The organism is Shimia sp. R11_0 (assembly GCF_017744035.1).
Classification (GTDB): domain Bacteria; phylum Pseudomonadota; class Alphaproteobacteria; order Rhodobacterales; family Rhodobacteraceae; genus Shimia; species Shimia marina.
In genome coordinates, this window is record NZ_JAGHQY010000006.1 from 133598 (window position 1) to 159089 (window position 25492).

Sequence of the window (25492 nt, forward strand, 5' to 3'; positions counted from 1 at the left end):
TGCACTGGCCCCTGGCTCCGACTACCTGAAAGCAAACACATAAAGAGGCAGATAAGATGGCACAGACACCAGAGTCTTTGACAGAGCAGATGCTTGATGCCGCCCGCAAGGCGGGGGCCGATGCCGCAGACGCCATGGTGGCAGGGGGCACGTCTGTTTCCATCGAGGTGCGTGACGGCAAGCTGGAACAGGCAGAGCGATCCGAAGGGGTGGATCTGGGTCTGAGGGTATTGATTGGCAAGCGGCAGGCCAATGTGTCGATCTCTGATGCACGCCCGGAAAGCATCGCGATGATGGCGGAACGGGCGGTTGCGATGGCCAAGGAAGCGCCGGAAGATCCCTATGCAGGCCTGGCAGAGCCCGCTCAACTAGCGCCAGCGCCCGATATTGCCGCGCTGGAGCTGTGTGATCCGACAGCAGAACCCAGCCCAAGTGCGCTGCAAGACGATGCGTGGGCCGCTGAGGCCGCGGCCATGGCGGTAGAGGGTGTCACGCAAGTGCAATCTGCAACCGGTGCCTATAGCCATTCGACCGTCCATCTGGCGGCGAGCAATGGGTTCTCCGGCGGCTATGCCCGCAGCAGCCGCGCGATCTATGCCACCGCCATCGCAGGCACGGGTGAGGCCATGGAGCGTGACTATGAGGGCGACAGCCGCATTTTTCAGAGCGATCTGCGCGGAGCCACAGAGATTGGCACAATTGCGGGTCAACGCGCCGTAGAACGACTGCATGCGCGCAAGCCAGAAACCGGCGCCTTTCCGGTGCTGTTTGACGAGCGTATTTCCTCATCCCTGATTGGACATCTGCTGGCCGCCTGCAACGGGGCCTTGGTGGCGCGCGGCTCCAGCTGGTTACGAGAGAAACTGGGGCAGCAGGTGTTGCCTGAAACTCTATCGCTCATCGAAGATCCCCTGCGCCCCCGCGTATCAGGCTCTCGGCCCTTTGATGCAGAAGGGCTGGCCACGGCCAAACGTGCGGTGGTGGACAGGGGCTTGCTGACTGGCTGGACACTGGATCTTGCCAACGCGCGCAAGCTGGGCATGGCCTCTACCGGCAATGCGGCCCGTGGCATTTCAAGCCCGCCATCGCCAAGCAGTTGGAATATCAGCCTGACACAAGGCAGCCAATCCCGTGACGCATTGATCAAGGACATGGGGCGTGGCCTTGTTGTGACATCGCTGATCGGGTCGACGATCAATCCAAACACCGGTGATTATTCACGCGGGGCTTCTGGCTTCTGGGTGGAGAACGGTGAAATTGCCTATCCGGTGAATGAATGCACCATTGCGGGCAATCTGCATGACATGCTGCGCCATATCGTGCCTGCAAATGACGCGCGCGCCTATCTCTCTCGCGTGGTGCCATCGTTGTTGGTGGAAGGGATGACCCTTGCCGGAAACTGATCTTGAGCTGCTGATCGCGGCTGCACAGGCAGCCGGGGAGATCGCAACGCAATATGATGGCAAAAGCGCTAAGACCTGGCACAAACCGAATGATGCTGGCCCGGTGACCGAGGCCGATCTCGCGGTCAACGACATGCTGGAAGACCGTCTGCGTAAAGCCCGACCGGAGTATGGCTGGCTCAGCGAAGAGTCTCTTGATGAGGGAGACCGCGTACATGCGGAGAAAGTCTTCATCATTGATCCGATAGATGGCACACGTAGTTTCACCGAGGGGTCTGACACATGGGCCCATGCATTGGCGATTGCAGAGAGGGGTGTTGTCACAGCGGCCGTGATTTACCTGCCAAGGCGCAACAAGCTCTACAGCGCGGCGCAGGGGGCCGGAGCAAAGCTCAATGGTGTGCCCGTCGGCACTGCGGCGCGCACCGATATGGCAGGGGCCAAAGTTCTGGTGGCGCGCCCGGTGATGGATCCGGCCCTTTGGAAAGCCCAGCCTCCGGCATTTGAGCGCGGCTATCGCCCCTCGCTGGCCTATCGCACGGCGCTGGTAGCGCAGGGGCGATTTGATGCGATGGTCACGCTGCGCCCCACATGGGAGTGGGATGTGGCAGCCGGTGATCTGATCCTGCGAGAGGCTGGCGCGGCGACGCTGGACCGCAACGGCGCGCCACTGCGCTTTAACAACGCAGACCCGCGCCTTTCAGGTATGATTGCGGCCAACCCAGCGCTGGCCGCACAGATTACCGAGGCTTTAGCCCCACATCCTCCGCATCACGCAGCGCGATAACGGGCCACAAAATTTTTGACGATCTGAGGCGGGGCCGCGGCATCTGCCGCACGGCAGAGCGCCATCAAACGCTCCACCTCCTCTGGCGGGAAATAGCCTTTGTTGCGATACATGTTGATGCGCGTGGAGAATTCCTCACCGTCTGCCTCCGGATGAAACTGTGTGGCATAGATGTTGCTGCGGTAGCGGATCATCTGAAAAGGACAATGATCTGACTGCACAAGATGCACACAGCCTTCTGGCAGGTATTGCAGTGCTTCTTTGTGCCCCACGAAAGCGTCAAAGGCGTGCGGCATCCCCTTGAGCAGAGGATCGGCTATACCATCAGGGGTGACCTGACACTGTGCCAGCCCCGCTTCTTCACCATATCGGTCTTTGGAAACTGCGCGGTCCAAGTAGTGTCCAAGCACACCGATGCCCAGACAACAGCCCAGGAAGGGGATATCTTCCGCGATAATTTGGGGCATGAGAGACAGGAGCTGCGCCTCCATGCGGGCTTCCAGCGGGTTGCGGGTCTGCGGACAGTCGCTGACACAGCCGGGGCCACCGCCAACGATCACTCCGGCATAGTCTGACAGCGTCAAATCCCGCGGCAGAGGCACTTGGTTCAGAGGCAAGCGATGCACGTCAGAGGCCGCAAGCCCCCCGGTTTTCAGGAAAGCCCGAAACTCCCCATCAGAGGCTTCAACTTCCGGGCGCAATTGGAGGATCAAAAATCGTTTCATTGCACCTCTCCTAGCCGCTAGTCGCCCAGAAAATCAATGCGTCAGCAGAGCGCAAGCTTCTGGAAACCATCGTCCACAACAGAGGCGCAATCCCCTTGAGGACGCGCGCCAAGCGGCTTAGGTTGCCCCCATTCCCGCACCACAAGGAGTGGCCCATGGCACAGCGACTGCATCTCGTCTTTGGCGGCGAGTTGATCGACCCGACAAAAACCGCATTCAAGGATGTAGACGACATCCATGTGGTTGGTATTTTCCCCAACTACGAAGCGGCCTATGACGCGTGGAAAGCTGAGGCACAGCGCACGGTCGACAATGCGCATATGCGCTATTTCATTGCCCATCTGCACCGTCTGAGGGACGAAGGCCTCCCAGCATCTGCAACCGAAGAGCTGGGTTAAGTACCGGATGGCGCGCTCTCTTGGCCTGGCGACTTACCTTGCATTTGCGCGCCGTCAGCCGCCTCAGCTTCGCGGGATCGACTGCCCGCGCCCGGATGGCGAAGTGATCTGGGTGCATTGCGCCGAACCTTCGCGCGCCCGCACCTTGGCCAAGCTGGGCCTGCGACTGGCTCATCAGCGGGCCAACGCACACCTGCTTTTGACGACGCCCGCTGGCGCATCGCTTACGCAAACACTGCCAGAGGGGGCAATCTGGCAGCCCTGTCCTTCTGAAAACCCGTCCGACATTGCGGTGTTCTTGGCGCATTGGGCACCGGATCTTGCGCTCTGGATCGGGCCTGCGTTACGCCCAGCCCTGATTGACGCCATCCGCACGCGAGAGATTCCCTCGATCTTGCTTGAAGCACAGAAACCCAAGCTGGAGCAGCGGCGCAGACGCTGGGGACCGGAACCCATTCGCGGGACGCTCGCACGGTTTACATCGGTTTTTGCTCAAACCGAAGAGGCGCAGCTGCGGTTTCGCAAGCTGCTCGGCGATGCGGCAGATGTGCAGTTCAATGGCACTCTCATGGAAGAGGCTCCGGCCCTGCCTGTGCAGGACAGCGATCTTGAGGAGGTCCGGGCCAGTCTCGCAGGCCGGCCGGTGTGGCTGGCTGCGCGACTGCAACCTCGGGAGCTGGATATCGTGCTGAATGCCTATCGGTCGGTTCTGCGCCTGTCCTACCGCATGTTGCTTGTGGTGGTGCCGGACAATCCGGCGGATGCCGCAGCCATGAAAGAAACGATTTCTAAAGATGGCTGGCGCGTGGCGGATTGGGATGATGGAGACTTCCCTGAAGAAAACACGCAGGTGCTTTTCACCCATACGCCAGATGAGCTGGGACTGTGGTATCGCGTGGCGCCGGTGAGCCTTGTGGGATCATCGCTGAAATCAGGGGCCGGAGGGCGCGATCCTCTAGAGCCTGCGGCTCTGGGCAGTGCCATTCTCTATGGGCCCTCTGTGCGGCGATATCTGAGCAGTTATACGCGTTTGGCCAATGCGGGGGCGGCACGGATTGTCAAAGATGCCAACAGCCTGACAGCTGCGTTGATGGTGCTGGCGGCACCGGATCAGGTGGCAGCCATGGCCCATGCGGGCTGGCAGGTGGTGTCTGACAGTGCTGCGGTGTCCGATCAGGTGATCAATCACGCCCATGCTTTGTTGGACACGCGGAGTGAAACATCATGAAAGAACCCGGCTTCTGGTCCAACCCGCCTGCTCGCCCCGGATGGCAAGCGCACCTGCTCGCGCCTCTGGGCGCGATTTATGGCAAAGCGACGGCCCGCCGTGTGGCGCAGAGCACAGAAGGATTTCGGGCCTCTGTGCCCGTGCTCTGTATCGGCAATCTGAACGCAGGCGGCACCGGGAAAACCCCCACAACCATCGCGCTGATACAGCATCTGCAGGCGCGCGGCGTAGCTGCCCATGTGGTGTCGCGCGGCTATGGGGGCGCGTTGGAAGGGCCGATTCAGGTCGATGAGCGCAGCCACCGCGCAGAGCAGACCGGAGATGAACCCCTGCTTCTGGCCGCTTTTGGCCCCACATGGGTGGCCAAAGACCGGGCCCAAGGCGTGGCAGCGGCGCAAGAGGCCGGTGCGGAGATTATTCTACTGGATGACGGATTTCAGAACCCGACCGTTCAAAAGGACGCCTCCATCATTGTTGTGGATGCGCTGCGCGGTTTTGGCAATGGGCGCTGCATTCCCGCCGGGCCACTGCGTGAAACCGTAGATGTTGGATTGCCCCGGGGCGACCTTCTGCTCTCAATTGGCAATGAAACCGCACAGGGGCAGTTCACCGCGCGCTGGGGAGACAAGATCACCCTTCCCCATGTCACCGGGGCCTTGCAGCCCCTTCAAACCGGTATGGACTGGCGCGAAACACCCTTTATGGCCTTTGCTGGCATTGGCCACCCTGAGAAGTTTTTTGACACGCTGCGCGATCTTGGCGCCAATCTTGTGCACGCGGAAGCGCTGGATGACCATCAGGCTTTGCCGCCTGCCCTGCTGACGCGGCTGGCAACAGAAGCACATATGCGCGGGGCACAATTGGTCACAACAGAGAAAGATGCCGTGCGCCTGCCGATGGAGCTGCGCTCTCAGGTTCTGACGCTCCCTGTGCGCCTTGCGGTGTCGGATTGGGCGCCGGTTGATGCGCTCCTGACACGCATCGGAGTGCCTGAGCAGCGCTGAACTGCTCAGGCGAATGCTATTTTAGAGCTGTGCGTCGAGAATTTCGCGCAGGTCTTTGTAGCTCATGTTGGAGTGTTTCTCGCCATTGATGATCAGGGTTGGCGTTGCCGAGATGTCATCAGCGGCCGCGTTTTCCTGAAACCATGCCACGAGCGCCTTGGCTTTGTCTTCGTCCTGCAAGCAGGCCTGAAGCGTGTCGTCTTCCAATCCGGCCAGACGACCCGCCTTGCGCAGGGCGTCAGAGATGGCCACGGGATCGCCAGCGCGAGTCCATTCGCTCTGCGTTTCCATCAGATAGTCTGCCATGCCAAAGAAACGCTCCTGTCCACCACAGCGCGCAACCATGGAGGCCCAGAGGCCGAAACGGTCAAAATATACATCGCGGAAGATAAACTTCACCTTGCCGGTATCGACATAGTCAGCTTTGAGCGGCTTCAGGACAGATTCGTGAAATGTCGCACAATGAGGGCAGGTGAAAGACGCGTATTCAATAATGGTGATTGGCGCATCGTCAGAGCCCATCACCATTTCCACGATTTCTGACGCTTCTGCCCCTTCTGAGGACACCTGCTGCACGTTGCTGACCGCAGGCAGAGTGGTCACGGCGGTGGAGTTGGTCGCGGTCTGGGTGCTGCTCATCCAGTATGCGCCCCCTGCCACAGCAACCGCAGCGGCGGCAATCACGGGGATCAAACGGTTCATTTAAAAACCTTTCTTGGTGTGTTTGTTTTTCATCAAGACATTGCCAGCGAGCTGTTCAAGAGCTTGGCGCAAGTCTGCATTTTCAAAGGTCGCCGTGACACGGGCGGCCTCCTGTTGGGTTTTGGCATCTGGCTTAACCCGTTCTTTTTTGGGCGCTGCGCCAAACTGAGCCTGCCCGTCGGCAAAACCGGTTGGGGCCGTCTGAGTGATGCGCAGGTGGGCAATCGCATTGTAGCCATAAGCGGCATTGATCCGGGTCCGCAGCGTTTCTTTTTGCATTTCCAAGATCGGAGCCTGTGCGCCCGTCGTAAGAATGGTGAGCGTGGCGCCAAAACTCTGGCGTCCATATTTCACATCCACAGGACGGCAGATGCGCGCCATATCTTCTCCAACGATCTCAGCCCAATGGGTGAGCACGCGGGTTTCCGCAAAACCCCGTGTCTCGCTGGCTTTGCGAATGCGATCCCTCAAAAGGGAGGAGGTTCGTGCAAACCCTTTGGTGGTCGGACGGCGCATCTTGATCTTGCATCCTCTGGTCGGGGGCTATTTTAGTGACCCCGCCCAGCTGTGCCAGCGAAACCGTTCTTGAGCGAGGATAAAACTTGCGTGATTTGCCCCAAAACTCCGACCTGTTGGAGTGGTATGACCACAATGCGCGCAAGATGCCGTGGCGCATCAGCCCGGCAGACCGCAAAGCAGGCGTGAGGCCCGATCCCTATCGGGTCTGGATGTCAGAGATCATGCTGCAACAGACCACCGTGGCCGCTGTCAAAGACTATTTTCTGCGATTCACCGAACGCTGGCCGAGTGTCACTGATCTTGCAGCCGCGCAGGATGCGGATGTTATGGCGGAATGGGCCGGGCTTGGGTACTACGCCCGCGCGCGCAATCTGTTGAAATGTGCACGCGTTGTGACCGATGATCTCAATGGGGTGTTTCCCGGAACCGTTGAAGAGCTTTTGAAACTGCCCGGCGTCGGCCCCTATACCGCAGCGGCTGTGGCCTCGATCGCGTTTGATGAACCGGCAACAGTGGTGGACGGAAATGTGGAACGGGTCATGGCGCGGTTGTTTGATGTGCATACACCGCTGCCAACCGCGAAACCCGAACTGACCGATCTGGCGGAAAGCCTGACCCCACAGGAACGGCCCGGCGACTATGCACAGGCCGTGATGGATCTGGGTGCCACGATATGTTCCCCCCGCAACCCCGCCTGTGGTCTGTGCCCATGGCGCACGCCATGTCAGGCGCGCCTGGCCGGCACAGCGGTGGATCTGCCTAAGAAGATCAAAAAGAAACCCAAACCGATCCGTCATGGCGTGGTGTATCTGGCACGGCGCGTGGATGGAGCGATGTTGCTGGAACGCCGACCCGATACGGGATTGCTTGGCGGCATGCTGGGCTGGCCCGGTTCAGACTGGCAAGAAAACGATGCCCCTGTACATGACGCGCCCATCAAGGCGGAGTGGAAAACCCTCAATACCGAAGCGCGCCATACCTTTACGCATTTTCATCTGCGTCTGAAAATTTGCACCGCGCTTGTACCGATGGACCGCACCCCCACAGTCGGCAGCTTTGTGGAAGCCGAGGATTTTGATCCCGGCGATCTGCCTACTGCGATGCGCAAAGCTTATGATCTGTATCGCGGCACCTGAGCACATTGCACCGCAGGCAACTTCGACGCATAGTTTGCCCAAGCGAACGTGAGGGGCTAAGTCATGGTGTCGTCTGCACAATTGGCAAAATTTTCCAGTGCACTGCCGTTTTGGTGTTCATTGCTTCTTGTGCCCCTTGTCTGGACAACAGCGATGTTTGGCGGATGGTGGGTGCTTCTGGTCCCCATAACCACATGGTATCTTTTTGCCGCGCTGGATGCTGTCACGGGTTTGAATCTTGAAAATGCGGATCTCAACAGCTCCGATGCGGATCTCAAATGGTACCGACTGGTGACCTTGATCTGGCCGTGGCTGCAATTTGTGACGCTGTTTGGTCTGATCTGGTACGCCACACGGGTCGATCATCTGAGCACGGGCGCGTTGATTGGACTGTTTTTTGGCGTCGGTGTGATCACCGGCACCATTGGCATTAACTACAGCCACGAGTTGATGCATCAAAAGCCCAAGTATGAGCGCTGGCTAGGGGATATCTTGTTGGCGATGGTGCTGTATTCCCATTTTCGCAGCGAACACCTTCTGGTGCATCATCGCTATGTGGGCACGCCCCGTGACCCGGTCACCGCACGTTACAATGAGGGGTTTCACCGCTTCTTCCCAAGGGTTCTGATTGGCTCTCTCAAGTCCTCTTTCAAAGCGGAGAAAGCCATGTTGGCGCGCAAGAGCCTGCCATGGACAGATCTGAGCAACCCGTTTTTCCGCTATTGGGCCCTGCAAGGCGGCATGTTGCTGCTGGCCTGTATCATTGGCGGCTGGCTGGGCGGCCTGCTTTTCATCTGGCAGGCCTATATCGCGATCTGGCAACTGGAACTGGTGAACTATGTCGAACATTATGGGCTGACCCGCAAGCATCTCGGTGATGGCAAATACGAACATGTTCGCCCCCATCACAGTTGGAATGCGGCGCACAAGGCCTCCAACTGGCTGCTGATCAATCTGCAACGCCATTCAGATCATCACTATAAGCCGGATCGACGCTTTCCATTGCTGCAGAACTATACTGACCAAGAGGCGCCGCAACTGCCCTTTGGCTATCCCGTGATGACGGTGGCTGCGATGATTCCACCGCTCTGGAAAAAGGTGATGAACCCCCGCGTGCGTGCGTGGCGGGCGCAGTATTATCCGGAGATTGCGGACTGGCATGCCTATAACAAAGGCAAGACCCCGATGCCGCGCTAAATACCGTGGTTCTCAGGGCGGGCGAAGGCCCATACCGTGAGCTTTTCGGCCACACCACGCACATCCTGATCTGAGAACTTCTGCAGCCCAGTCAAACATGCGTCGCCGCCCTCTTTCAGCACTTCGGCCCGCATCGCATCGCTGATCACCAGACGGGCATTCAGACCGCGCGTCATGCTTTCCAGACGGGAGGCCACATTCACGGTATTGCCGACAACGGCAAACTCCAGTCGGTTGGCCCCGATATCCGCCAGAACCGCAGGTCCGTAGTGGGCGCCAAAGCCAACCCGTAGGGGCGGTTGCCCCCGCGCGATGCGCGCATCGTTCCACACATCCACATCCCGCATCATCTGACGCACACAACGCAATGCGTTCTGCGCATCGTGATCTGACGGGCTGGGCGTGCCAAAGGTCACCATCAGCCCATCCCCCAAGTATTTATCCAACGTGCCCTCATGGGCAAAGACCGCCTGCTCCATAAGCCCATGAAAGTCGCGCAGGGTTTCAATCACCTCTTCAGGGCGGCGCAGGGCGGCAAATTCGGTAAAGCCGACAATATCCACAAACAGCACAGCGATGTCATGATTGCGGATTTGCTTGAGCGGCTCATCGTTCTGGCTGAGCTCTTCCACCACATTGGGTGAAAAATAGCGCGACAGATTGGTGCGCTCCCGCTCAAGCGCCGCGTTGGAGCGCAATAAGAGATTGAAGCGCCGGGCATTCAGACCAAGTGTGACAGCCACAAGGACGAACACCACCATTTCCTGCAAGCGGAGTTGAATGTTGAATTCGTTGGGATCAATCAGCCGGAACAGATCCGGCCACCCCGGCAAAGCGGCCTTCACCGCTTCGCTCATGCCCGGGACTGGCTCCGTCAGCCTCAGAGACAGGCCAAGTGCAGCCGCCCACATCATCGCCGTCCATACGCCGATGGCGACCACCGTGCGCCAAGAATAGGCCAGTGTCCCGACCGCCAGAATGAGGAACATGTAGTTGAAATTGCCAAAGCGATACTGCATCGCCTGCGGCCAGTCATCCAGACCAATCGGATTGGGGCCAATGATCCCCACCACCATCAACAGCAGATCCACAAAGATCAGAAACAGTTCTGTACGTGAGCGCCCAACCCGCCCCATGCGGCGGATCCACCAGCCATTCACACAGAGCAAAAACAGAATGAACTCATAATAGAACACTTCTGGCCAAGGCGCGACAAAGAGCAGGAAAACCCCGATCACCGACATGGCAACCCAGCGGACCTTTACAGAGAGGTCCAGCCCTTGCCGCTTATGAAATTCCAGCGCCGCCTCGGTATAGGCGTCTTCCTGTACTGCCCCCTCGGCACCCGCAGGTAAGGCTGCGACAAGATCAGACGCGCGCGATGGCTGCGATGGTGTCAGATGATTGGCCATGACCTGGGCCCTCCATAGTCTGAGCCTGAGATAAGCGCTGGGAACGTGCTGACATCCCTTATCCACCAAAAAACCCCGCCAGAAAACCGGCGGGGCAAGTATAGGTGCCTGTCTAGTCAGTTCGGCAACAGGCACCGGCGGTATTCTTCCGGCTTATTGCTTTGTTGCTGTGACTGACAGATCAGTTTGGGCGTGTCGCCATTTCCGCGCGGATCTGCTGACGGAGCAGATCAATCGGCACTTTTTTACCTTCCCGCTTGTAAGACCAATAGGTCCAACCGTTGCAGCTTGGCGCGCCTTCCAGGTGGGCTCCAACCTGATGGATCGACCCTTTGATGTCGCCGCCAATCAGAGTGCCATCTGCACGCACCTTGGCTTTGTAGCGGCCGTTGAGCGAATAAAGCTCTTCACCCGGACGCAGCATGCCACGTTCCACCAACTGGCCAAAGGGCACGCGCGGCTCGGCGCGTTTGGAGGTGGAGACCTGAAGCGCCTCACGGTCAAACTTGCGTACATTTGCGATGCGCTTTTCCGCAACCTTGCGATAGGCTGCTTCGCGCTCGATGCCGATGAACTCACGGCCGAGCATTTTGGCCACTGCGCCGGTTGTGCCGGTGCCAAAGAACGGATCAAGCACAACGTCGCCCGGATTGGTCGCTCCGACCAGCACGCGATGCAGCAGGCTTTCCGGCTTCTGCGTTGGGTGGGCTTTGTCGCCGTTTTCGTCTTTCAGGCGCTCATGGCCGGTGCAGATCGGCAGCACCCAATCAGAGCGCATCTGAACACCTTCGTTCAGGGATTTCAGCGCTTCGTAGTTGAAGGTGTATTTGGCACCTTCAGATTTGGAGGCCCAGATCATGGTCTCATGTGCGTTGGTGAAACGCTTGCCACGGAAGTTGGGCATAGGGTTGGATTTGCGCCAAACCACATCGTTCAGAATCCAGAAACCCTGATTTTGGAGTTCCGCGCCCATGCGGAATACGTTGTGGTAAGAGCCAATCACCCAGATCGCGCCGTTGGGCTTGAGCAGGCGGCGGGCCGCCTTGAGCCACGCGCGGGTGAATTTATCATAGGCGGCGAAGCTGGAAAATTGATCCCACTCATCATCCACCGCGTCGACTTTAGAGTTGTCCGGACGGTGCAGCTCACCCTTCAACTGAAGGTTATAGGGCGGGTCTGCAAAGATCAGATCGACGGAATTCTCCGGCAGACTGTTCATCACTTCGATGCAGTCTCCGGACAAAATACTATTGATCGGGAGCGCGGATGCGCCCTTCGCTTTTGTCATGGTTTTCATACTCTGCCTCATTACGGCGCGGTTTTTTTAGTGCGCTCGTTGATGTGGATAAGTTTGAGTCAAACCGGAATCTTCGTCAATTTGTTTTTTTGAATCAGCGCGTTAGTTTTTGCCTTGATACAAGATATTGTGGACGGGCTTAAACGAACGCCTATGATGTGGGGTAACCCCCAATTCAATCAACGCTGCTTTGTGTTTTGGCGAGGGATAACCGGCATTTGTTTCCCATCCATAGCCCGGAAACTGTTGCGCCAAATCCATCATCAAAGCGTCGCGTGATGTCTTTGCAACAATGGAAGCCGCCGCAATTGAGAGGGATTTGGCATCCCCTTTGACCACCGCTTGAGACTGTATTGTAAGCCCTTTGGGGATCATATTGCCATCAATCAACAGATGGTCCGGCGCCTTTGAAAGCCCCGCAACGGCCCGCTCCATGGCGATGTGACTGGCACGCAATATGTTGTGCTCGTCAATTTCTGCGACCGAGACGTGCACAATTGAGACCTCTGCGAGCCTGTGGATATCTTTTGCTAAAACATCGCGCTTTTTGGCCGAAAGCTTCTTGCTGTCATTGAGGCCTTCGGGGATGTTTTCAGGGTCAAGCACGACGGCGGCGGCGGTTACAGGGCCAGCCAAGGGCCCCCGTCCAACCTCGTCCACTCCGGCGATACGGGTTGCGCCAAGAGCACGGGCGGCGGCTTCGAAAGAATAGTCAGGATGTGTCATGGGACGTGACAAACACGTCCCCTCCTGTCCGCGCAAGAAAAAAGACCGAAGCGCATGGGGGACGCTCCGGCCTTGGCGGGTCTTGCGCCCGCCTTCCCTGCTCGATGGGGATCTGATCAGCGGTAGGTGACTTTGTAGCCGTGGCGGCTCAGGCATTGGGTGCGGTAGCCCGCGATCCGGCCTTTCGCGCCCTTGCGCTGCACGTAGCATTTCTCAGGCAAGTTGTAGGCCGGGTATTGCGCCCGGAACAGGCAACGCTGACCATAGGCCTGAATGATACGCCCCTTGCGGGTTTCAAAGCGCTTGGAGCAATGGCTTGGCAACCACGCCTTCTTGTTGGGCTTGCTTGGCTTGACCGGCTTGGGCGTGGGCTTGGGATCAGGGCGGCGGTCCTTCTTATCGTCCGCCACGGCGGCCCCAATAACGGCCAGTGCCGTCACCCCAAAGAGCAGCGCGGCAATGCCATCTTCATCCAGTGCCTGCGCACGTGGAGCGGAAATGCCCGTGACCAAAATGGCGAGGCTGAGCACGGAAGCAATGAAAGTCTTGGAAGTCATGAGAGGCATCCTTGTGAGTGTGTGTATGAAAACCCGGCGCTTTGTCCGGAAGACACGACCTGTTTCGCCCACCCACTGAAAATCTCACAATATCAGCGCCTTGTTATGGGATATCCACGCCTCAAAAGGCTTTGGTTATTGAATATCAATCCGGTTCAGCGCAGGGTAACCCCATGAAAAACATGCTCACATACGCCCTGTGTGCGGTGGCCCTCTCATTGACGCTCTCGCTGCCAACAGCAGCCAGCGCAGCAGAGTGCTATGCCGACTACAAAGCCAAAAAAGACAGCCCCCTGCGGCTGCATTATGGTGTGGTCGCCTTGCAAAACGGCTGCGACAAAGCTTCGGCACAGCAGGAAGTCGCCGCGCGCATTGGGCAAGACGGCTGGACATTGCTAAATGTACTCTCCGTGTTTGACAGCTCTCAACTTGCCGGAAAGGAAGCCAGTGCAGGACAGTTCTACCTCCGTTATTGAGACGCGGCGCAGCGGCGGGCGAATTGTAGCAATTGGCATTGGCGTGATTGTCGCCATCCTGCTGGCGGGGGCGGCATTGTTGTTGCTGACCTTGCCGGATGCCAATGCTTTCAACGCCCGTGTTGAGCAGCTCTTTCTCGAAAATGACGCGCTGACCGGGCCCGCGGAAATCAAGCTGCTGGAAATTCTGGCCCAATCCGGCACAGCCTTTGCTGACACGCTGGCAAGCTATCGCATGGTGATCACCGTGCTGCTGGTATTTGCCACGGCGATGATGATTGCCGCATTGGTGTTTCTGGTGGCTCTGGTGATGATGAACCGGCGCATGGCGCAGATTGAGCGTGCAGGCATACAGGTGACGTCCCTGATCGTGAGCCGGGAGGAAAAAACCGTCTATCTGAACGAAATGGGCTTCAAGCTCACCGATGCGGCTATGGAAACCCTTTCGGTGCTGGCAGAGGCGCGTATGGATGATGAGGTGCTTTCAGGTGTTGCGCTGGAAAGCGTGATTTCCGGCAAGCCTTCTGTGGATTGCGATGAGGCCGCCGGGGCCACGCGCATCAAACGTCTGAGGGACTCTCTGGGCAATCAGATGGTCAGCCAGCTGCTGGTGAAAAACATTGCGCGCAAGGGCTATGTCCTATCCATCGACAAGGACGTCATCGAAGTGCTCTAAAGGATGTGATGAGGGGAGACTTGCTTGTCGGTGCCTCTCTCCCCACATTTGAGCGGGCACAGCTGCGACCGGAAGGAGCCTGCTATGGAAGGGTCACATTTGGGAAGCAACGCCGGCTACGGCATTGACATCCAGCCCATTGAAGCGACGGTGACGATCTCACGTCGTGGCGTTGTCCTGGCGCAGAGCACGCGGGCAAAAGTCATGTATGAGACCCGCCTGCCCCCCCAGGTCTATGTGCCACGGGCCGACATAGTGGTGCCCCTTTCAGAGCATACGGCGCTCAAGACTTTCTGCCCCTTCAAAGGCACGGCCCGCTATCATGATATCCAGCTTCCAGATGACGTGATTGAAAATGGGGTCTGGTGTTATGATGACGCTCTACCAGAAAGCAGCGCCATCAATGGGCACATTGGCTTTATGCCCAATGCTGAAGCAGAGATTGATTTTGGCGGTGCGCAGCTGGATCCAGTTGCGGACGGCAATATCACCGGCCCTCTGGTGGATTGGTTGATGCGGGGTGCCGCCAGCGAGACCACACCGGAAGACTTCTTGGCCGCGTTGGGGCGGAAGATGGAAGACAGCGGCATCGCCGTCAAAAGGATGGCGGCCATGATTTGGTCTTTGCATCCGATGATCGCCGGGAAAAACTACATTTGGTCCCGCGACACAAATGAAATCACCACCTTCGCCCCCTCCTATGAGGTGCATGACCACCCCAGCTTTGTAAATTCCCCACTGCGCCATGTGTCACAGGGGCTCGGCGGCATTCGACAGCGCCTCGATGTGCCCGAAGAGGACATGCAATTTCCCATCATGCGGGATCTGAAGGCCGAAGGGGCCACCGATTATGTCGCCATGCCGCTGTTCTTCTCCAATGGGCAAATCAACGTGCTGACCTTGACGAGCGATCATCCCAAAGGCTTCACAACCGCCAACCTTGGCCTGATCTTCGAAGTCTCCAGCGTGATCAGCCGCTTTTTTGAGGTCTTCACGCAGAAGGAAAACGCCCAGTCGCTGCTGGAAACCTACGTGGGCGCGCGGACCGGCGCGCGGGTTTTGGGCGGAGAGATCCGACGCGGCGACGGGGATGACATCAACGCGGCAATCATGTTCTGTGATCTGCGCGGCTCCACCAAACTGGAAGAAGATCTGGGACGCGCGGCCTATATTGACCTGCTGAATACGTTCTTTGATACAACCTCTGCCATTGTTGATGCGCACGGCGGGGAAGTTCTGAAGTTCATTGGCGATGCTGTTCTGGCTGTGTTTCCGGACACGGAAACCGGCTCTGATGCGGGGGCAGACGCATTGCAGGCCGCGCGAGAAATTGTGCAACAGCTGGAAACCATGCGCCAAAACGATCCAAGCCACTGCTGCGAGTGTTCCATTGGCATTTCCTACGGGCAGGTGACCTATGGCAATGTGGGCTCCAGAGAGCGACTGGATTTCACCGTGATCGGGCGCCCCGCTAATGTGGCTGCACGACTCGGAGATTACGGCAAGAAAGTCGGCCACAGGATTGTTGTGACACAGCAGGTGGCACGCCATGAAAGGGGTTGCAAAGCACTCGGCGCGGTCTCGCTGCACAATGTGAAAGAGCCTGTGGAGTGCTTCGCTTTTTCCGCCGATGGTTGAAGCTATGCGTATTGTAACGAAGCTGGCGCTTGAACCTGTGTGACAGTTCGCGATAACATTCCAAAAGACCTTATTGGGATGATGCTCTGTGACACAAAAGAACCGTTCTTTGACCCTCCGCGACGTATCCGAAGCATCGGGGGTGTCTGAAATGACGGTCAGCCGCGTATTGCGCAATCGCGGAGATGTGTCAGCCGCCACACGCGACAAAGTGCTCACTGCTGCCAAAGAACTGGGGTATGTACCGAATAAAATCGCCGGCGCCTTGGCCAGCCAGCGCGTGAACCTTGTGGCGGTGATCATTCCCTCTCTGTCCAACATGGTCTTCCCGGAAGTGTTGAGCGGGATCAGTCAGGTTCTCGAAGATACAGAGCTTCAGCCGGTTGTTGGCGTAACCGATTACCTTCCTGAAAAGGAAGAAAAAGTGCTTTATGAGATGCTCTCATGGCGGCCATCCGGCGTGATCATCGCCGGGCTTGAACACACCGAAGCATCGCGCGCCATGCTCAACGCCAGCGGCATTCCTGTTGTGGAGATCATGGACACCGATGGCGAGCCTGTCGATGCGATGGTGGGGATTTCGCACCGTCGCGCAGGCCGGGAAATGGCCGCATCCATCCTTGAGGCGGGCTACAAGAAAATTGCGTTCCTCGGCACCAAGATGCCGCTGGACCACCGCGCGCGCAAACGCTTTGAAGGCTTCACCGAAGTGCTGGCCAAATCCGGCGTTGAGGTGGTTGACCGCGAGTTTTACTCTGGCGGCTCTGCGCTGGCCAAAGGGCGTGAGATGACAGAAGCCGTTTTAGAGCGCAGCCCGGATGTGGATTTCATCTACTACAGCAATGATATGATCGGCGCTGGTGGCCTGCTCTACCTTTTGGAGAAAGGCATTGATGTGCCCGGACAAGTGGGGCTGGCCGGATTTAACGGTGTCGAACTGCTTCAGGGCCTGCCACGCCAACTGGCAACGATGGATGCCTGTCGCCGGGAGATTGGCACCAAAGCCGCTGAGATCATTGCAGCGCGCGTTGAGGGCAAAGAGCGCGACACCTCTGTCACGCTGGCCCCCACCATCAGCTTCGGCGACACGCTGCGCCGCTCCTGATCAGCCGCCTTTCAATTGCGCCCGCGCCGCGCGCAGCGCCTTACGGAAGTTAGGCCCGCGTCGCCGGGCCAAAACAGCTGCGCAATAGTTTGCGATGAGCCAAGGCCGCCCGTCATCCAACACGGTGCGCAGCATTTCTTTCTGATAGCGGGTCACCTCACGGCGCGTCCGCATCATGGTGTAAAACACATCCGCTGTCATTTCACCCGCGACGCATTTTTCAATGACGGGTTTGAGTTGCCCCATCAAAATCCACAGGGAGGCAATGCGGTGCCCCATGTAGCGACAGCGATACTTGCGGATATTGTCTCCTCGAAACAGCGCCGCATGCATGGCATCGGTCCCCATGCGTGGATCGTAGAAAATGCTGACTTCCTTGGCGGCTGTCAGCATGTCTGGTGCATAGCCATAACGCCCATTGAAATCTCGACGCCATGCTTTGCGGTAGCGCGTCTCCCAACTGGCAACCTCACGATCCAACGTGGCTTGCGGCGAAATACAGATGACCGTTGCACCGGGAGCGGCAGAAGAGAACACAGCCGCCGCATAGGCCCCCATGGACGCCCCGTAGAAAACCACCTTGTCAAACTGTTCAAAAAAACCATCCGCACGCAGCCGATCGAAGAAATCAAAAACCGCTTCATCGCGATACCACGTCCAGTCATGGGCCATGAGCCCCAGCATCGACCAGCCGCGTGATGTGACAAAACCATGCCCCCACGGCATGCGCTCTGCGCCGCCCTCATAGACGTGATCAAGGTTTTCAAAGGTGACAATCAGCGTGCCGCCCTGTTTGATGTAGAGCGCGGAGTGTTGCTCCCCCAGCTCCTCAAAAAAACCCTGCTCGGCCCCGATGGCTTTGAGATTGCTTTTCCATTCTGCCTGACTGGGCGCAGCGTCGGTTGTGATATCCCCGTCAGCCACACTCAGCCCTCCTGAAAAAGGCTTGGCGCCCCTTCAATCAACTGGGTCCGCCACTTCTTGATCAGGCCGGTTTCCACCAGATAGTCGCGTGACAATTTTTCCACAGAAGCTTCGCCCTTCAGCGATTCAATCGCCACCTCCGCCTGAAACGCGGGATCTTCGACGGGCGCCTTATGGATGGTCTTCTTCGCTGGGATCAGCGCCGCATCCGGATCAATGTCGTGCTTCAACATGACCTGGTGCATGAAGGACCCACGGCGCGGACGGTTATTTTCTTTTTCCTGCAGGCGCGGCTTCATCCGGCGTGCCCAAAAGTGCACCCCGCGCGTCTCTTCCGTGAGCCAGTCTTTTTCGATGTCAAAGCGGCTTTGGATCATCTTATTGCGGTCTTTGAAGGACACCGGATAAAACGCCGCCTCTGGCTCCGCATATTTGATTTCACCCGATTGCTGCAGAAAGTACGTCACCGCTGCGGGGCCGGTAAAGCCCCAGTTCTGCGCCGTCATATGGACCGGGCAGCCAGCGTCTTTTTCTGCCTGCAATTCCTTTTGCTGCCAAGGCTTCAGCCAAGGGCCAATGGCATATTCATCCTCAAAAAATTCCAGCATTGCATTGAGCGCACGCGAGGTTTTCGGCAGGCCCAGAACTGCATTACATACCAGCCCATCTTTTTCCCAACCAAAGACGGATTGGCGGGTGTAGTTGAACGGGCGATAGCAATAGACATCGGCATCCACCCAGATTTTATCCGTCTGCTTTAGCAGATTGAGCCGCCAAAGATCGGCGTGAATGGCTGGGCTGCCGGTGCGCACATGGCGATGCATCGGCTCGCCCGGAAAGATCTCTGCGGCGTCTGCCGTATGCACGCCCTCTGGGACGTTGGGGATCTCTTCATAGCTGTACAGCGTGGTGTGGTGCCCCGCATCGGCAAACGACTTGAGACAAAGCTGCTCTAACCATGACAGCTGCCCGCCAATCCAGAGCGATGCAATCTCGGGAAGCTTCACCATTGTACCTGTACCTTTTGTTCTCTATTTGGAAACAGTTTACGTGGAAACCCTGACCTTGTCTTCTGTAATTCCACGAAAATTTGCCTTAGTGGGCTGTATCTTGCTTGTCCACCGTGAAGAAAAAATCCTCCGGCAGATCACGCTCCACCACCCAATCCGGGATCACCTCTGGCCCAGCAAGAAAGACGTTTGCACCAAAATGTGGATGCAAACGCGCCAAACGCTCCTGACGGGGGCTGGTGAGATCTTCATAAAACTTGGCATAGTTTGACGTAGCCTTAAGCGCGTCAATTTTTGCGCGATGGCGATCCACCGAAAAGGCATGTGCCTCGGCAATTTCGGGATCTGATAGCAGACGATCCATTTCGGCTTGCATCAAGGGGATCATGCGCTGAATGGAGGTCTCTTCTTCGGTGTTGTTGTTCATGCGAAACCAATAGGCCATGCCTTGATCGCGATCGACGTGGTTCACCCGCCCCCGATCGCGTTTCACCAAAAAACTCTCCGCAGAGCGCACGGCATAGTGGTTGAGCTGCACCAGATCATAACCCACTGTTGTGACAGTGGAACGCCAGGCATTGCGATACATGTCTTTGGGCAACGGTTTGCCGGAGCCGTTCACCCAATTGATATGGGACCAGAGCTGCGGGTTCAGCCCTTTGGGACGATGCACCCCAAGTTTTTTAAACAAGCCGATGTTGCGATAGAGCGTTTTAAACCCCCAGGCCTGATGCGGTTTGCGGGTCTGTTCCAACGCGCAGCGCGTAAACTGTGCCATAAGCGGCGCATCCGCATATTCATGCACATCTGAATTGCCAAAAAGCCGCCAAGTGCAGGAGATCAGATTGGCATCCCCCACGGCTTCAAACAAGGCGGCTAGAGTGCCATTGCCGGTTTTGACGTTGATGAATTCATCCACATCCATGGAGATCACCCAGTCGGCATTCCGAATGACCGGCTCACTTTCACCGGCTTGCAAGGCCGCATGCTGAGGTTTGAGGTTCGTGCCTTTGAAGGGGTTCTCGCGGTGTTGCACATACCCTTTTTCTTGCAGCAAATCCAAAAAGCTATCCGTGCCGTCGTTACAATCGTTGGTATAGACCAGCACATCCTTCACCCCGATGGCGCGGTGATAGGCCAACCACTCAAGGATAAAGGGGCCCTCGTTTTTCATACAAGTGATGATGGCCACATCATTGTCGGCGGGATTGACCTTGGGCGCGGCAATTTCGGGCGTGCGCAGTGGTTTGTGATTGAAACGTTTCTTGGCGAGTTTCACCAGATCCGCGTCTTCAATCAGAGAGGTTTTGGGCACGATGGCCCATTCGCTGGCATCGTGACGCAGCCCCATGCAGCGATAGAATTTTACCCATTCGTCCTCTTTGGGTTGAACTCCAACCACCCGGATCAGCCGCCAGACCACCTCCGCTGGTGTTTTTGTCGGCGCAACCACCCAACGGCGCCGCATTTTGACAGCATCAAATTGCACACAGATGTGGTCTCCATGGCTAACCGCCTCCCCATTGCGCACGCGCCACGGGTAGCAATGCTGCCCGACCAAGGTGACCACCCCAGAAGAGGATTTCACGGCCATATCAAAGAGGTTCCCCCCCTTGACGCCCGGACCATTGATCGCGCCCACCAGATCGGAAATATCCAGCTGAGCGACGGCACGAGCCGTATTGAGCCAGCGGTGACGGATCAATTCATAGAGCTGCAACTCCCCCAAAGGCGCATCCCATGGCGACGCGGATGGCACCTCCATCCGGTCCTTGCCCGGCGCGTCAGGCGCATTGATCGGATGGGGCTCCGGCGGCAACCCCGCCTGCCCCAAAGGAACATCCATTCGCAAGACCAACACTTGTTTGAGACCATTGATCTCATCAACAGCCTCCCTGAGTTGAGACACAAAACTCTGATCGGTTTCCGGCTGGGCCCGATCAATGATGACCGCCGCTTGCAGTTTATGATGTTTGACGTGGTAGCGCAGCCAGTCCAGCGTCCGCTCCGTTGTTTCGCTATTGCGCACAGCCAACGCCACATTCAACCCGGAAAAACGCTCAAAATCCGGTACAATCGGGGGCAACTCGCAGGCTTCGCCCCCAACAAGCACAGAGGGCGTTCCGTTGTGCGCGAGGCGCAAGATCAGCCCATTGCCCACACTTCTGGCGGAGAGGATCTCCGTATCCGGCCCAGCCTTGACCTGATCTAAGTCTGTGCCTGTCTTAAAGAAAACCTGCGCCTGCGGGCTGTCTGCCGTCTGATCCGCCAGACAGGCCAAAATTGCCGCGTCCGCCACGGACACATGGGTCATGGTACACAGTTCAAAGGCAACTTTGCCCATCTGATGGTCCCTGCTCGTCTTTTGCGTGCCCGGCGGTCTGCAAGGCATCATTTTTTGTTTGTTGTAGTGTCCTGATACCACTGAATCAGCTGTAGCTGCAAATGGCGGGGTAGCACCTGGCTGCTGCCCGCGCAAAGAACCTGCACCATCAACTCCTGAACACCCGGTTGGCGCACAAGATGTTCAAAACGGGCCTGATGCCAGTGCAGGCCCGCCTCATGCAACGCCCGCACCCCGGGCAACGATACAAGACGGTCGTATTCCACCTGCGTGGCAGGGCGCATCTGCGCGATGGAGGTGTTGGGCTCGGTGTTAAAATTGCGCTCCACCCAATAGGCAAGATCAATCGGCTTGGAAGCACGATTGGGCAATCCCCGCTCCGCCTTGAGCGCAAAAGCCGCTGCAGAGCGCACAGAATAATGATTGAGCTCTACCAGATCGCGACCGCCCCCCAGACCAAAGAGTGACAGGCGGCTTGGGGTTTGCGCCAAAAACGGATGTGCAGGAGCGCCGGATCCATCAACGATCTTAGGCAGGCGGGCTTTATCTGGATCTTTTTGTTTTGGACGATGCACGCCAAGCTGATTGAATGGGCCTTTGGTCGAAAAGAGCGTTTTAAAGAGCCCTGCTGCGACAGGATATTGTGCATCAGCTGGGATGCAGCGCGTGAACTGTTCCGTCACCGGATGATCCACGATACTGACCTGATCATTGTGACCATAGAGCCGCCACGGCAGCAAAACGGCGTCGGTGTCTTCTGGCACCGCAGCCAAGAGATCCGAGATGCCGTGATTACCGACATGGATATTGAGAAACTCATCGACATCGCTCACCAATATCCAATCGGCGGTCTTACGCAACGGATGCCTCCAAGCTTGGCGAAGCGCCTGCCACTGAATGCTTTTGCCCGCAACAGGCACATGGGTAACATGGGTCACCTCGCCGGCCTGCGCCAAAGCCTGGAGCAGCGCATCCGTGCCATCGTCACAGTCATTGGAGAATATCAGAAAGTCTGTCACTCCCGCCGCACGGTGGTGCGCCACCCACTCCAGAAGATAGGGGGCTTCGTTTCGCATGGTTGTGACGCTGAGAATGCGCAAGTCTGTGATCTCTGCTTTTTGTTTGTGCTGTCCTAACACACCGACAAGCGACATGCAGGCCACGTGAGCAAAGTTTTGTGCGCTGAGGTCTGCGGGAAACACAGCGTCTGCAGGGAATGTGAATTGCGATACGTCTCTGCAGGGCTATGATCATAGGGATCCGTTGTCCGCCACTGGCCCTATGATGTTTGATATTTCTTTCACATCCAAAGGTCAAAATCAGACGCAGATCAACACCACAGCCAGTGATGAGAGCCAGATGCCCTTTGTAACCCGCACCGGAAAGCCCCTGCCACAAACCTTGATTGATCAGGCCCCTACCGCGCATGAGGACAGGACCAGCCGACGGGAATTTCTTGCTCTGGCCAGCGCTTTTGGCGCGTCGACAGCAACCGCGTACAGCCTGCTGGGCATGAGCGCGCCAGCCAGGGCCGCAGCCTCCGCAAAACAGGGCGGCACCGTGCGCATTCAACAAGATGTGCGTGCGCTCAAGGACCCGCGTTTGTTTGACTGGCCGCAAATGGCAAACATCACGCGAGGATGGCTGGAATATCTGGTGACCTACGAAAACGATGGCACGTTCCGGCCTGCCCTGCTGAAAAGCTGGGACATTTCTGAGGATGCCAAAACCTATCATCTGCATTTGCGCAAAGGCGTGACTTGGAACAATGGCGATGCTTTCACAGCGCAGGATGTGGCGCGCAACATAGCTGGTTGGTGTGACCGCCGCATCGCGGGTAACTCCATGGCTGGGCGCTTTGCCGTATTGATTGATCCAGAGACAGATATGGCCCTGGCAGACGCCATTGAAATTGTAGACAATTACACCGTCATATTGCATCTGCCGCGTCCAGATGTGACCCTGATCCCGAGCATGTCAGACTATCCTGCGGCTATTGTGCACGAGAGTTTTGACGTAGACCGCATGATCGCAAACCCAATCGGCACGGGACCGTATGTGCCAGAGTCTTTTGAGGTCGGCCAAAAAGCGGTTTTGACACGCAATCCGGATCATATCTGGTGGGGGGCTGCGCAGGGCGCTTGGGTGGATCGGATAGAGTTCCTCGATCTGGGGACGGACCCGGCCGCATGGGCCAAAGCGGCGGCGCAGGGCGAGATCGACATGACCTACTCGGTGGACGGGGAGTACGCGGATGTCATTAGCGCCATGGAGGGCTGGAGCAAGAACGAGCTTCTGTCCATGGCCACCGTCGTGGTGCGCCCAAACCAATCCGCAGAGATAGCTGGCCACAAACCTTATGCGAACAAGCGCTTGCGACAGGCCATCCTCAAAGCCGTGGACAATGGCGTCTTGCTGGAGCTTGGCAACGCTGGACGGGGTGCCGTGGCGCAGAACCATCATATCGGGCCTGCCCATCCAGAATACAGTGACGTCGGATCACCAGAACACGATCCGGGTGCCGCTCTTGCGGCGCTCAAAGAGCTGAGGATGGAAAATTTCGAGATCGAAGTCCACACCATTGATGACGCTTGGCGCAAGAACACCACCGACGCGGTTGTGGCCCAACTGCGCGATGCAGGCTTTAGCGCAAAGACCACAATCGTGCCCGGCATGGTGTATTGGGACAACTGGAACCGCTTCCCTTTCAGCACAACCGATTGGAACCACCGTCCGCTGGGGGTGCAGATCTGGGCACTCGCCTATCGCAGCGGTGAAGCCTGGAATGAGTTTGGGTATAGCAATCCGGAATTTGACGTGATTGTGGATGCCGCTGTCGGCACCATTGACATCGCAAAGCGCCGCGACATTGTCGCCAAAGGTGCGCGTTTGTTGCAGGAAGATGCGGTCACGATTCAGCCCTATTGGCGGGCGCTGACCAATCATACGGTATCTGGTCTAGAGGGCGGGGCGCATCATATTTCCTTCGAAATACGCCCCGACGAATTGTATTGGACCTAGTAAGCCGACCGATCAGGAATGTGACAGGCAGGCCTCAAACTGGTTGGCCAACTGCTGGATCAGCACGAGATAATCTGGCGCCTCCAAAGCCGCGCCCAAAGGGTCAAGCTCTTCGGAATGCAGCGACAGACCGTCACTGATCGCGCGCACCACTTTGTCATTGAACTGCGGCTCGATGAAAACGCAGCTGATGTTGTTTTCCATCAGGGTGGTCCGCACGCTTTGTAGACGCGCCGCGCTTGGGGCTGCGCCGTCGCCACTCAGAATGGCACCAGATGCATTCAGGCCGAAACGGGTTTCAAAATACTGATAGGCATCGTGAAACACGACAAACCCATGGTCGCCATAGGGCGCCAACTGCTTGCTGATTGCCGCAATGGCTGTGTTCAGCTCAGCCTGTGCGGCTTGAGCATTTGCGCGATATGTGTCTGCATTTTCGGGGTCCGCAACAGCCAGTTTCTCAGCGACAGCTTCAAGCCAGAAGTGAGCATTTTGCGGGTCGAGCCAAGCGTGAGGGTCCACGCCGTCATGGTCATGCCCATCGTGACTGTCATGCGCATGATCGTCATGATCGTCATGATCCTCGTCCGCATGCGCGTCGTCATGGGCGTGATCATCATGTGTGTCGTCCGCATGATCATCGTGGCCATGCTCTTCATGATCGCCGTCTTCATGGTCATGATCATCATGGCCTTCTTTGGCATGATCATCATGGTCGTCATCGCCATGACCGTGGTCGTCATGATCATCGCCACCTTCAGACAGAGACAGCTTCAGGAAAGTTTCGCTTTCGCGGAACTCCAATTCACGTGTGCCGTTGAGATGCAGCAAGGACACCGCCTCGCCTTTACTCACAAGGCTTTCAATCGCCTCTTCCATCGCAGGCGAGAGCTCTGCGCCAATCCAAAACACCAGATCGGCATTTTGCAGGGCCCGCGCCTCTGACGGGCGCATGGCATAAGAATGTGGCGACTGGTTTGCTGGCAGGAGCTGAGTTGGTGTACCAACGCCCTGCATCACTTTTGCCACGAGGGCTTGCACCGGGAGAATATCTGTCACAACGTTGGGCACTTCGGCGCGGGCGGGCAGAGCCAGCATCGCAGCGCCAACAACAAAGGGAGCAAATCGCATGTCGTCGATCCTTTTTTGCGCTTCAGGGGCTGGCTCTAGACGAAATGTTATACTATATCAAGGGTCGAAATGATGA

The 25492-nt window shown here is 57.4% G+C and carries 24 protein-coding genes; 12 read left to right on the forward strand and 12 right to left on the reverse strand.

Annotated elements, in window-relative coordinates; translation table 11 throughout:
* Positions 1-56 precede the first annotated feature (56 nt).
* Both J7382_RS13990 and J7382_RS13995 read left to right on the forward strand, forming a co-directional pair.
* Positions 57-1403 (forward strand): TldD/PmbA family protein, encoded by a 1347-nt coding sequence (locus J7382_RS13990; protein WP_209069655.1) that lies wholly within the window; start codon positions 57-59, stop codon positions 1401-1403.
* The gene (locus J7382_RS13995; protein ID WP_209069656.1) at positions 1390-2190 is read left to right on the forward strand and encodes a 3'(2'),5'-bisphosphate nucleotidase CysQ; all 801 of its coding nucleotides are present in this window, start codon (positions 1390-1392) and stop codon (positions 2188-2190) included. The genes J7382_RS13990 and J7382_RS13995 overlap by 14 nt, the downstream gene beginning before the upstream one ends.
* Here J7382_RS13995 and J7382_RS14000 read toward each other — a convergent pair.
* Positions 2175-2915: a glutamine amidotransferase gene (locus J7382_RS14000; RefSeq protein ID WP_209069657.1), complete on the reverse strand. Its 741-nt coding sequence runs from the start codon at positions 2913-2915 to the stop codon at positions 2175-2177. The two genes, J7382_RS13995 and J7382_RS14000, sit on opposite strands and share 16 nt — an antisense overlap.
* 155 nt (positions 2916-3070) lie before the next feature.
* Between J7382_RS14000 and J7382_RS14005 the strand changes: the two genes are divergently transcribed.
* From J7382_RS14005 to lpxK, 3 genes are read left to right on the forward strand one after another with little or no spacing between them, the layout of a single operon-like run.
* Complete coding sequence (locus J7382_RS14005; RefSeq protein ID WP_058238455.1) at positions 3071-3313, forward strand: DUF4170 domain-containing protein; 243 nt, start codon at positions 3071-3073, stop codon at positions 3311-3313.
* Positions 3314-3320: 7 nt separating this feature from the next.
* Entirely contained in the window at positions 3321-4541 is a 1221-nt protein-coding gene (locus tag J7382_RS14010; protein ID WP_209069658.1) for a glycosyltransferase N-terminal domain-containing protein, read from the forward strand.
* The gene (gene lpxK / locus J7382_RS14015; protein ID WP_209069659.1) at positions 4538-5545 is read left to right on the forward strand and encodes a tetraacyldisaccharide 4'-kinase; all 1008 of its coding nucleotides are present in this window, start codon (positions 4538-4540) and stop codon (positions 5543-5545) included. Before J7382_RS14010 ends, lpxK begins: the two co-directional genes overlap by 4 nt.
* A 21-nt stretch (positions 5546-5566) precedes the next feature.
* On the opposite strand, the gene J7382_RS14020 is transcribed toward lpxK, so the two are convergent.
* Complete coding sequence (locus J7382_RS14020; RefSeq protein ID WP_209069660.1) at positions 5567-6247, reverse strand: DsbA family protein; 681 nt, start codon at positions 6245-6247, stop codon at positions 5567-5569.
* A complete protein-coding gene (locus J7382_RS14025) occupies positions 6248-6769 on the reverse strand; it encodes a DUF721 domain-containing protein (protein WP_209069738.1) in 522 nt (173 codons plus the stop codon).
* Between the two features lie 80 nt (positions 6770-6849).
* On the opposite strand from J7382_RS14025, the gene mutY reads away from it, so the two are divergent.
* Together mutY and J7382_RS14035 are read left to right on the forward strand one after the other, a co-directional pair.
* Positions 6850-7902 (forward strand): A/G-specific adenine glycosylase, encoded by a 1053-nt coding sequence (mutY, locus tag J7382_RS14030; RefSeq protein WP_209069661.1) that lies wholly within the window; start codon positions 6850-6852, stop codon positions 7900-7902.
* Between the two features lie 63 nt (positions 7903-7965).
* Positions 7966-9099, forward strand: a complete 1134-nt coding sequence (locus tag J7382_RS14035; RefSeq protein ID WP_209069662.1) for an alkane 1-monooxygenase — start codon at positions 7966-7968, stop codon at positions 9097-9099.
* Here the strand turns inward: J7382_RS14035 and J7382_RS14040 are convergent.
* From J7382_RS14040 to J7382_RS14055, 4 genes are all read right to left on the reverse strand, one after another.
* Positions 9096-10511 (reverse strand): adenylate/guanylate cyclase domain-containing protein, encoded by a 1416-nt coding sequence (locus J7382_RS14040; RefSeq protein WP_209069663.1) that lies wholly within the window; start codon positions 10509-10511, stop codon positions 9096-9098. The two genes, J7382_RS14035 and J7382_RS14040, sit on opposite strands and share 4 nt — an antisense overlap.
* Before the next feature lie 181 nt (positions 10512-10692).
* Positions 10693-11808, reverse strand: coding sequence for a site-specific DNA-methyltransferase (locus tag J7382_RS14045; RefSeq protein ID WP_058238462.1), 1116 nt, complete (start codon positions 11806-11808; stop codon positions 10693-10695).
* Between the two features lie 102 nt (positions 11809-11910).
* Positions 11911-12534, reverse strand: a complete 624-nt coding sequence (locus tag J7382_RS14050) for a ribonuclease HII (RefSeq protein ID WP_209069739.1) — start codon at positions 12532-12534, stop codon at positions 11911-11913.
* A gap of 116 nt (positions 12535-12650) precedes the next feature.
* A complete protein-coding gene (locus J7382_RS14055) occupies positions 12651-13091 on the reverse strand; it encodes a hypothetical protein (RefSeq protein ID WP_209069664.1) in 441 nt (146 codons plus the stop codon).
* Positions 13092-13264: 173 nt separating this feature from the next.
* On the opposite strand from J7382_RS14055, the gene J7382_RS14060 reads away from it, so the two are divergent.
* From J7382_RS14060 to J7382_RS14075, 4 genes are all read left to right on the forward strand, one after another.
* Positions 13265-13567, forward strand: coding sequence for a hypothetical protein (locus tag J7382_RS14060; protein WP_209069665.1), 303 nt, complete (start codon positions 13265-13267; stop codon positions 13565-13567).
* Positions 13539-14243, forward strand: coding sequence for a hypothetical protein (locus tag J7382_RS14065; RefSeq protein WP_209069666.1), 705 nt, complete (start codon positions 13539-13541; stop codon positions 14241-14243). The genes J7382_RS14060 and J7382_RS14065 overlap by 29 nt, the downstream gene beginning before the upstream one ends.
* 84 nt (positions 14244-14327) lie before the next feature.
* Positions 14328-15881, forward strand: coding sequence for a DUF427 domain-containing protein (locus J7382_RS14070; RefSeq protein WP_209069667.1), 1554 nt, complete (start codon positions 14328-14330; stop codon positions 15879-15881).
* 88 nt (positions 15882-15969) lie between these two features.
* Positions 15970-16986 carry a LacI family DNA-binding transcriptional regulator gene (locus tag J7382_RS14075; RefSeq protein WP_348540033.1) on the forward strand — a complete coding sequence of 339 codons (1017 nt, stop codon included), beginning with the start codon at positions 15970-15972 and terminating at the stop codon, positions 16984-16986.
* Here the strand turns inward: J7382_RS14075 and J7382_RS14080 are convergent, their stop codons facing one another.
* From J7382_RS14080 to J7382_RS14095, 4 genes are all read right to left on the reverse strand, one after another.
* Entirely contained in the window at positions 16987-17910 is a 924-nt protein-coding gene (locus J7382_RS14080; protein ID WP_209069668.1) for a phosphoadenosine phosphosulfate reductase, read from the reverse strand.
* 2 nt (positions 17911-17912) lie between these two features.
* The gene (locus tag J7382_RS14085; protein ID WP_209069669.1) at positions 17913-18920 is read right to left on the reverse strand and encodes a hypothetical protein; all 1008 of its coding nucleotides are present in this window, start codon (positions 18918-18920) and stop codon (positions 17913-17915) included.
* A gap of 85 nt (positions 18921-19005) precedes the next feature.
* Entirely contained in the window at positions 19006-21264 is a 2259-nt protein-coding gene (locus tag J7382_RS14090; protein WP_209069670.1) for a glycosyltransferase family 2 protein, read from the reverse strand.
* Positions 21265-21311: 47 nt separating this feature from the next.
* Entirely contained in the window at positions 21312-22418 is a 1107-nt protein-coding gene (locus J7382_RS14095; RefSeq protein WP_209069671.1) for a glycosyltransferase family 2 protein, read from the reverse strand.
* A gap of 130 nt (positions 22419-22548) precedes the next feature.
* On the opposite strand from J7382_RS14095, the gene J7382_RS14100 reads away from it, so the two are divergent.
* Positions 22549-24285: an ABC transporter substrate-binding protein gene (locus tag J7382_RS14100; RefSeq protein WP_348540034.1), complete on the forward strand. Its 1737-nt coding sequence runs from the start codon at positions 22549-22551 to the stop codon at positions 24283-24285.
* Positions 24286-24297: 12 nt separating this feature from the next.
* Here the strand turns inward: J7382_RS14100 and J7382_RS14105 are convergent, their stop codons facing one another.
* Positions 24298-25416: a zinc ABC transporter substrate-binding protein gene (locus J7382_RS14105; RefSeq protein ID WP_209069672.1), complete on the reverse strand. Its 1119-nt coding sequence runs from the start codon at positions 25414-25416 to the stop codon at positions 24298-24300.
* Positions 25417-25492: the final 76 nt, after the last annotated feature.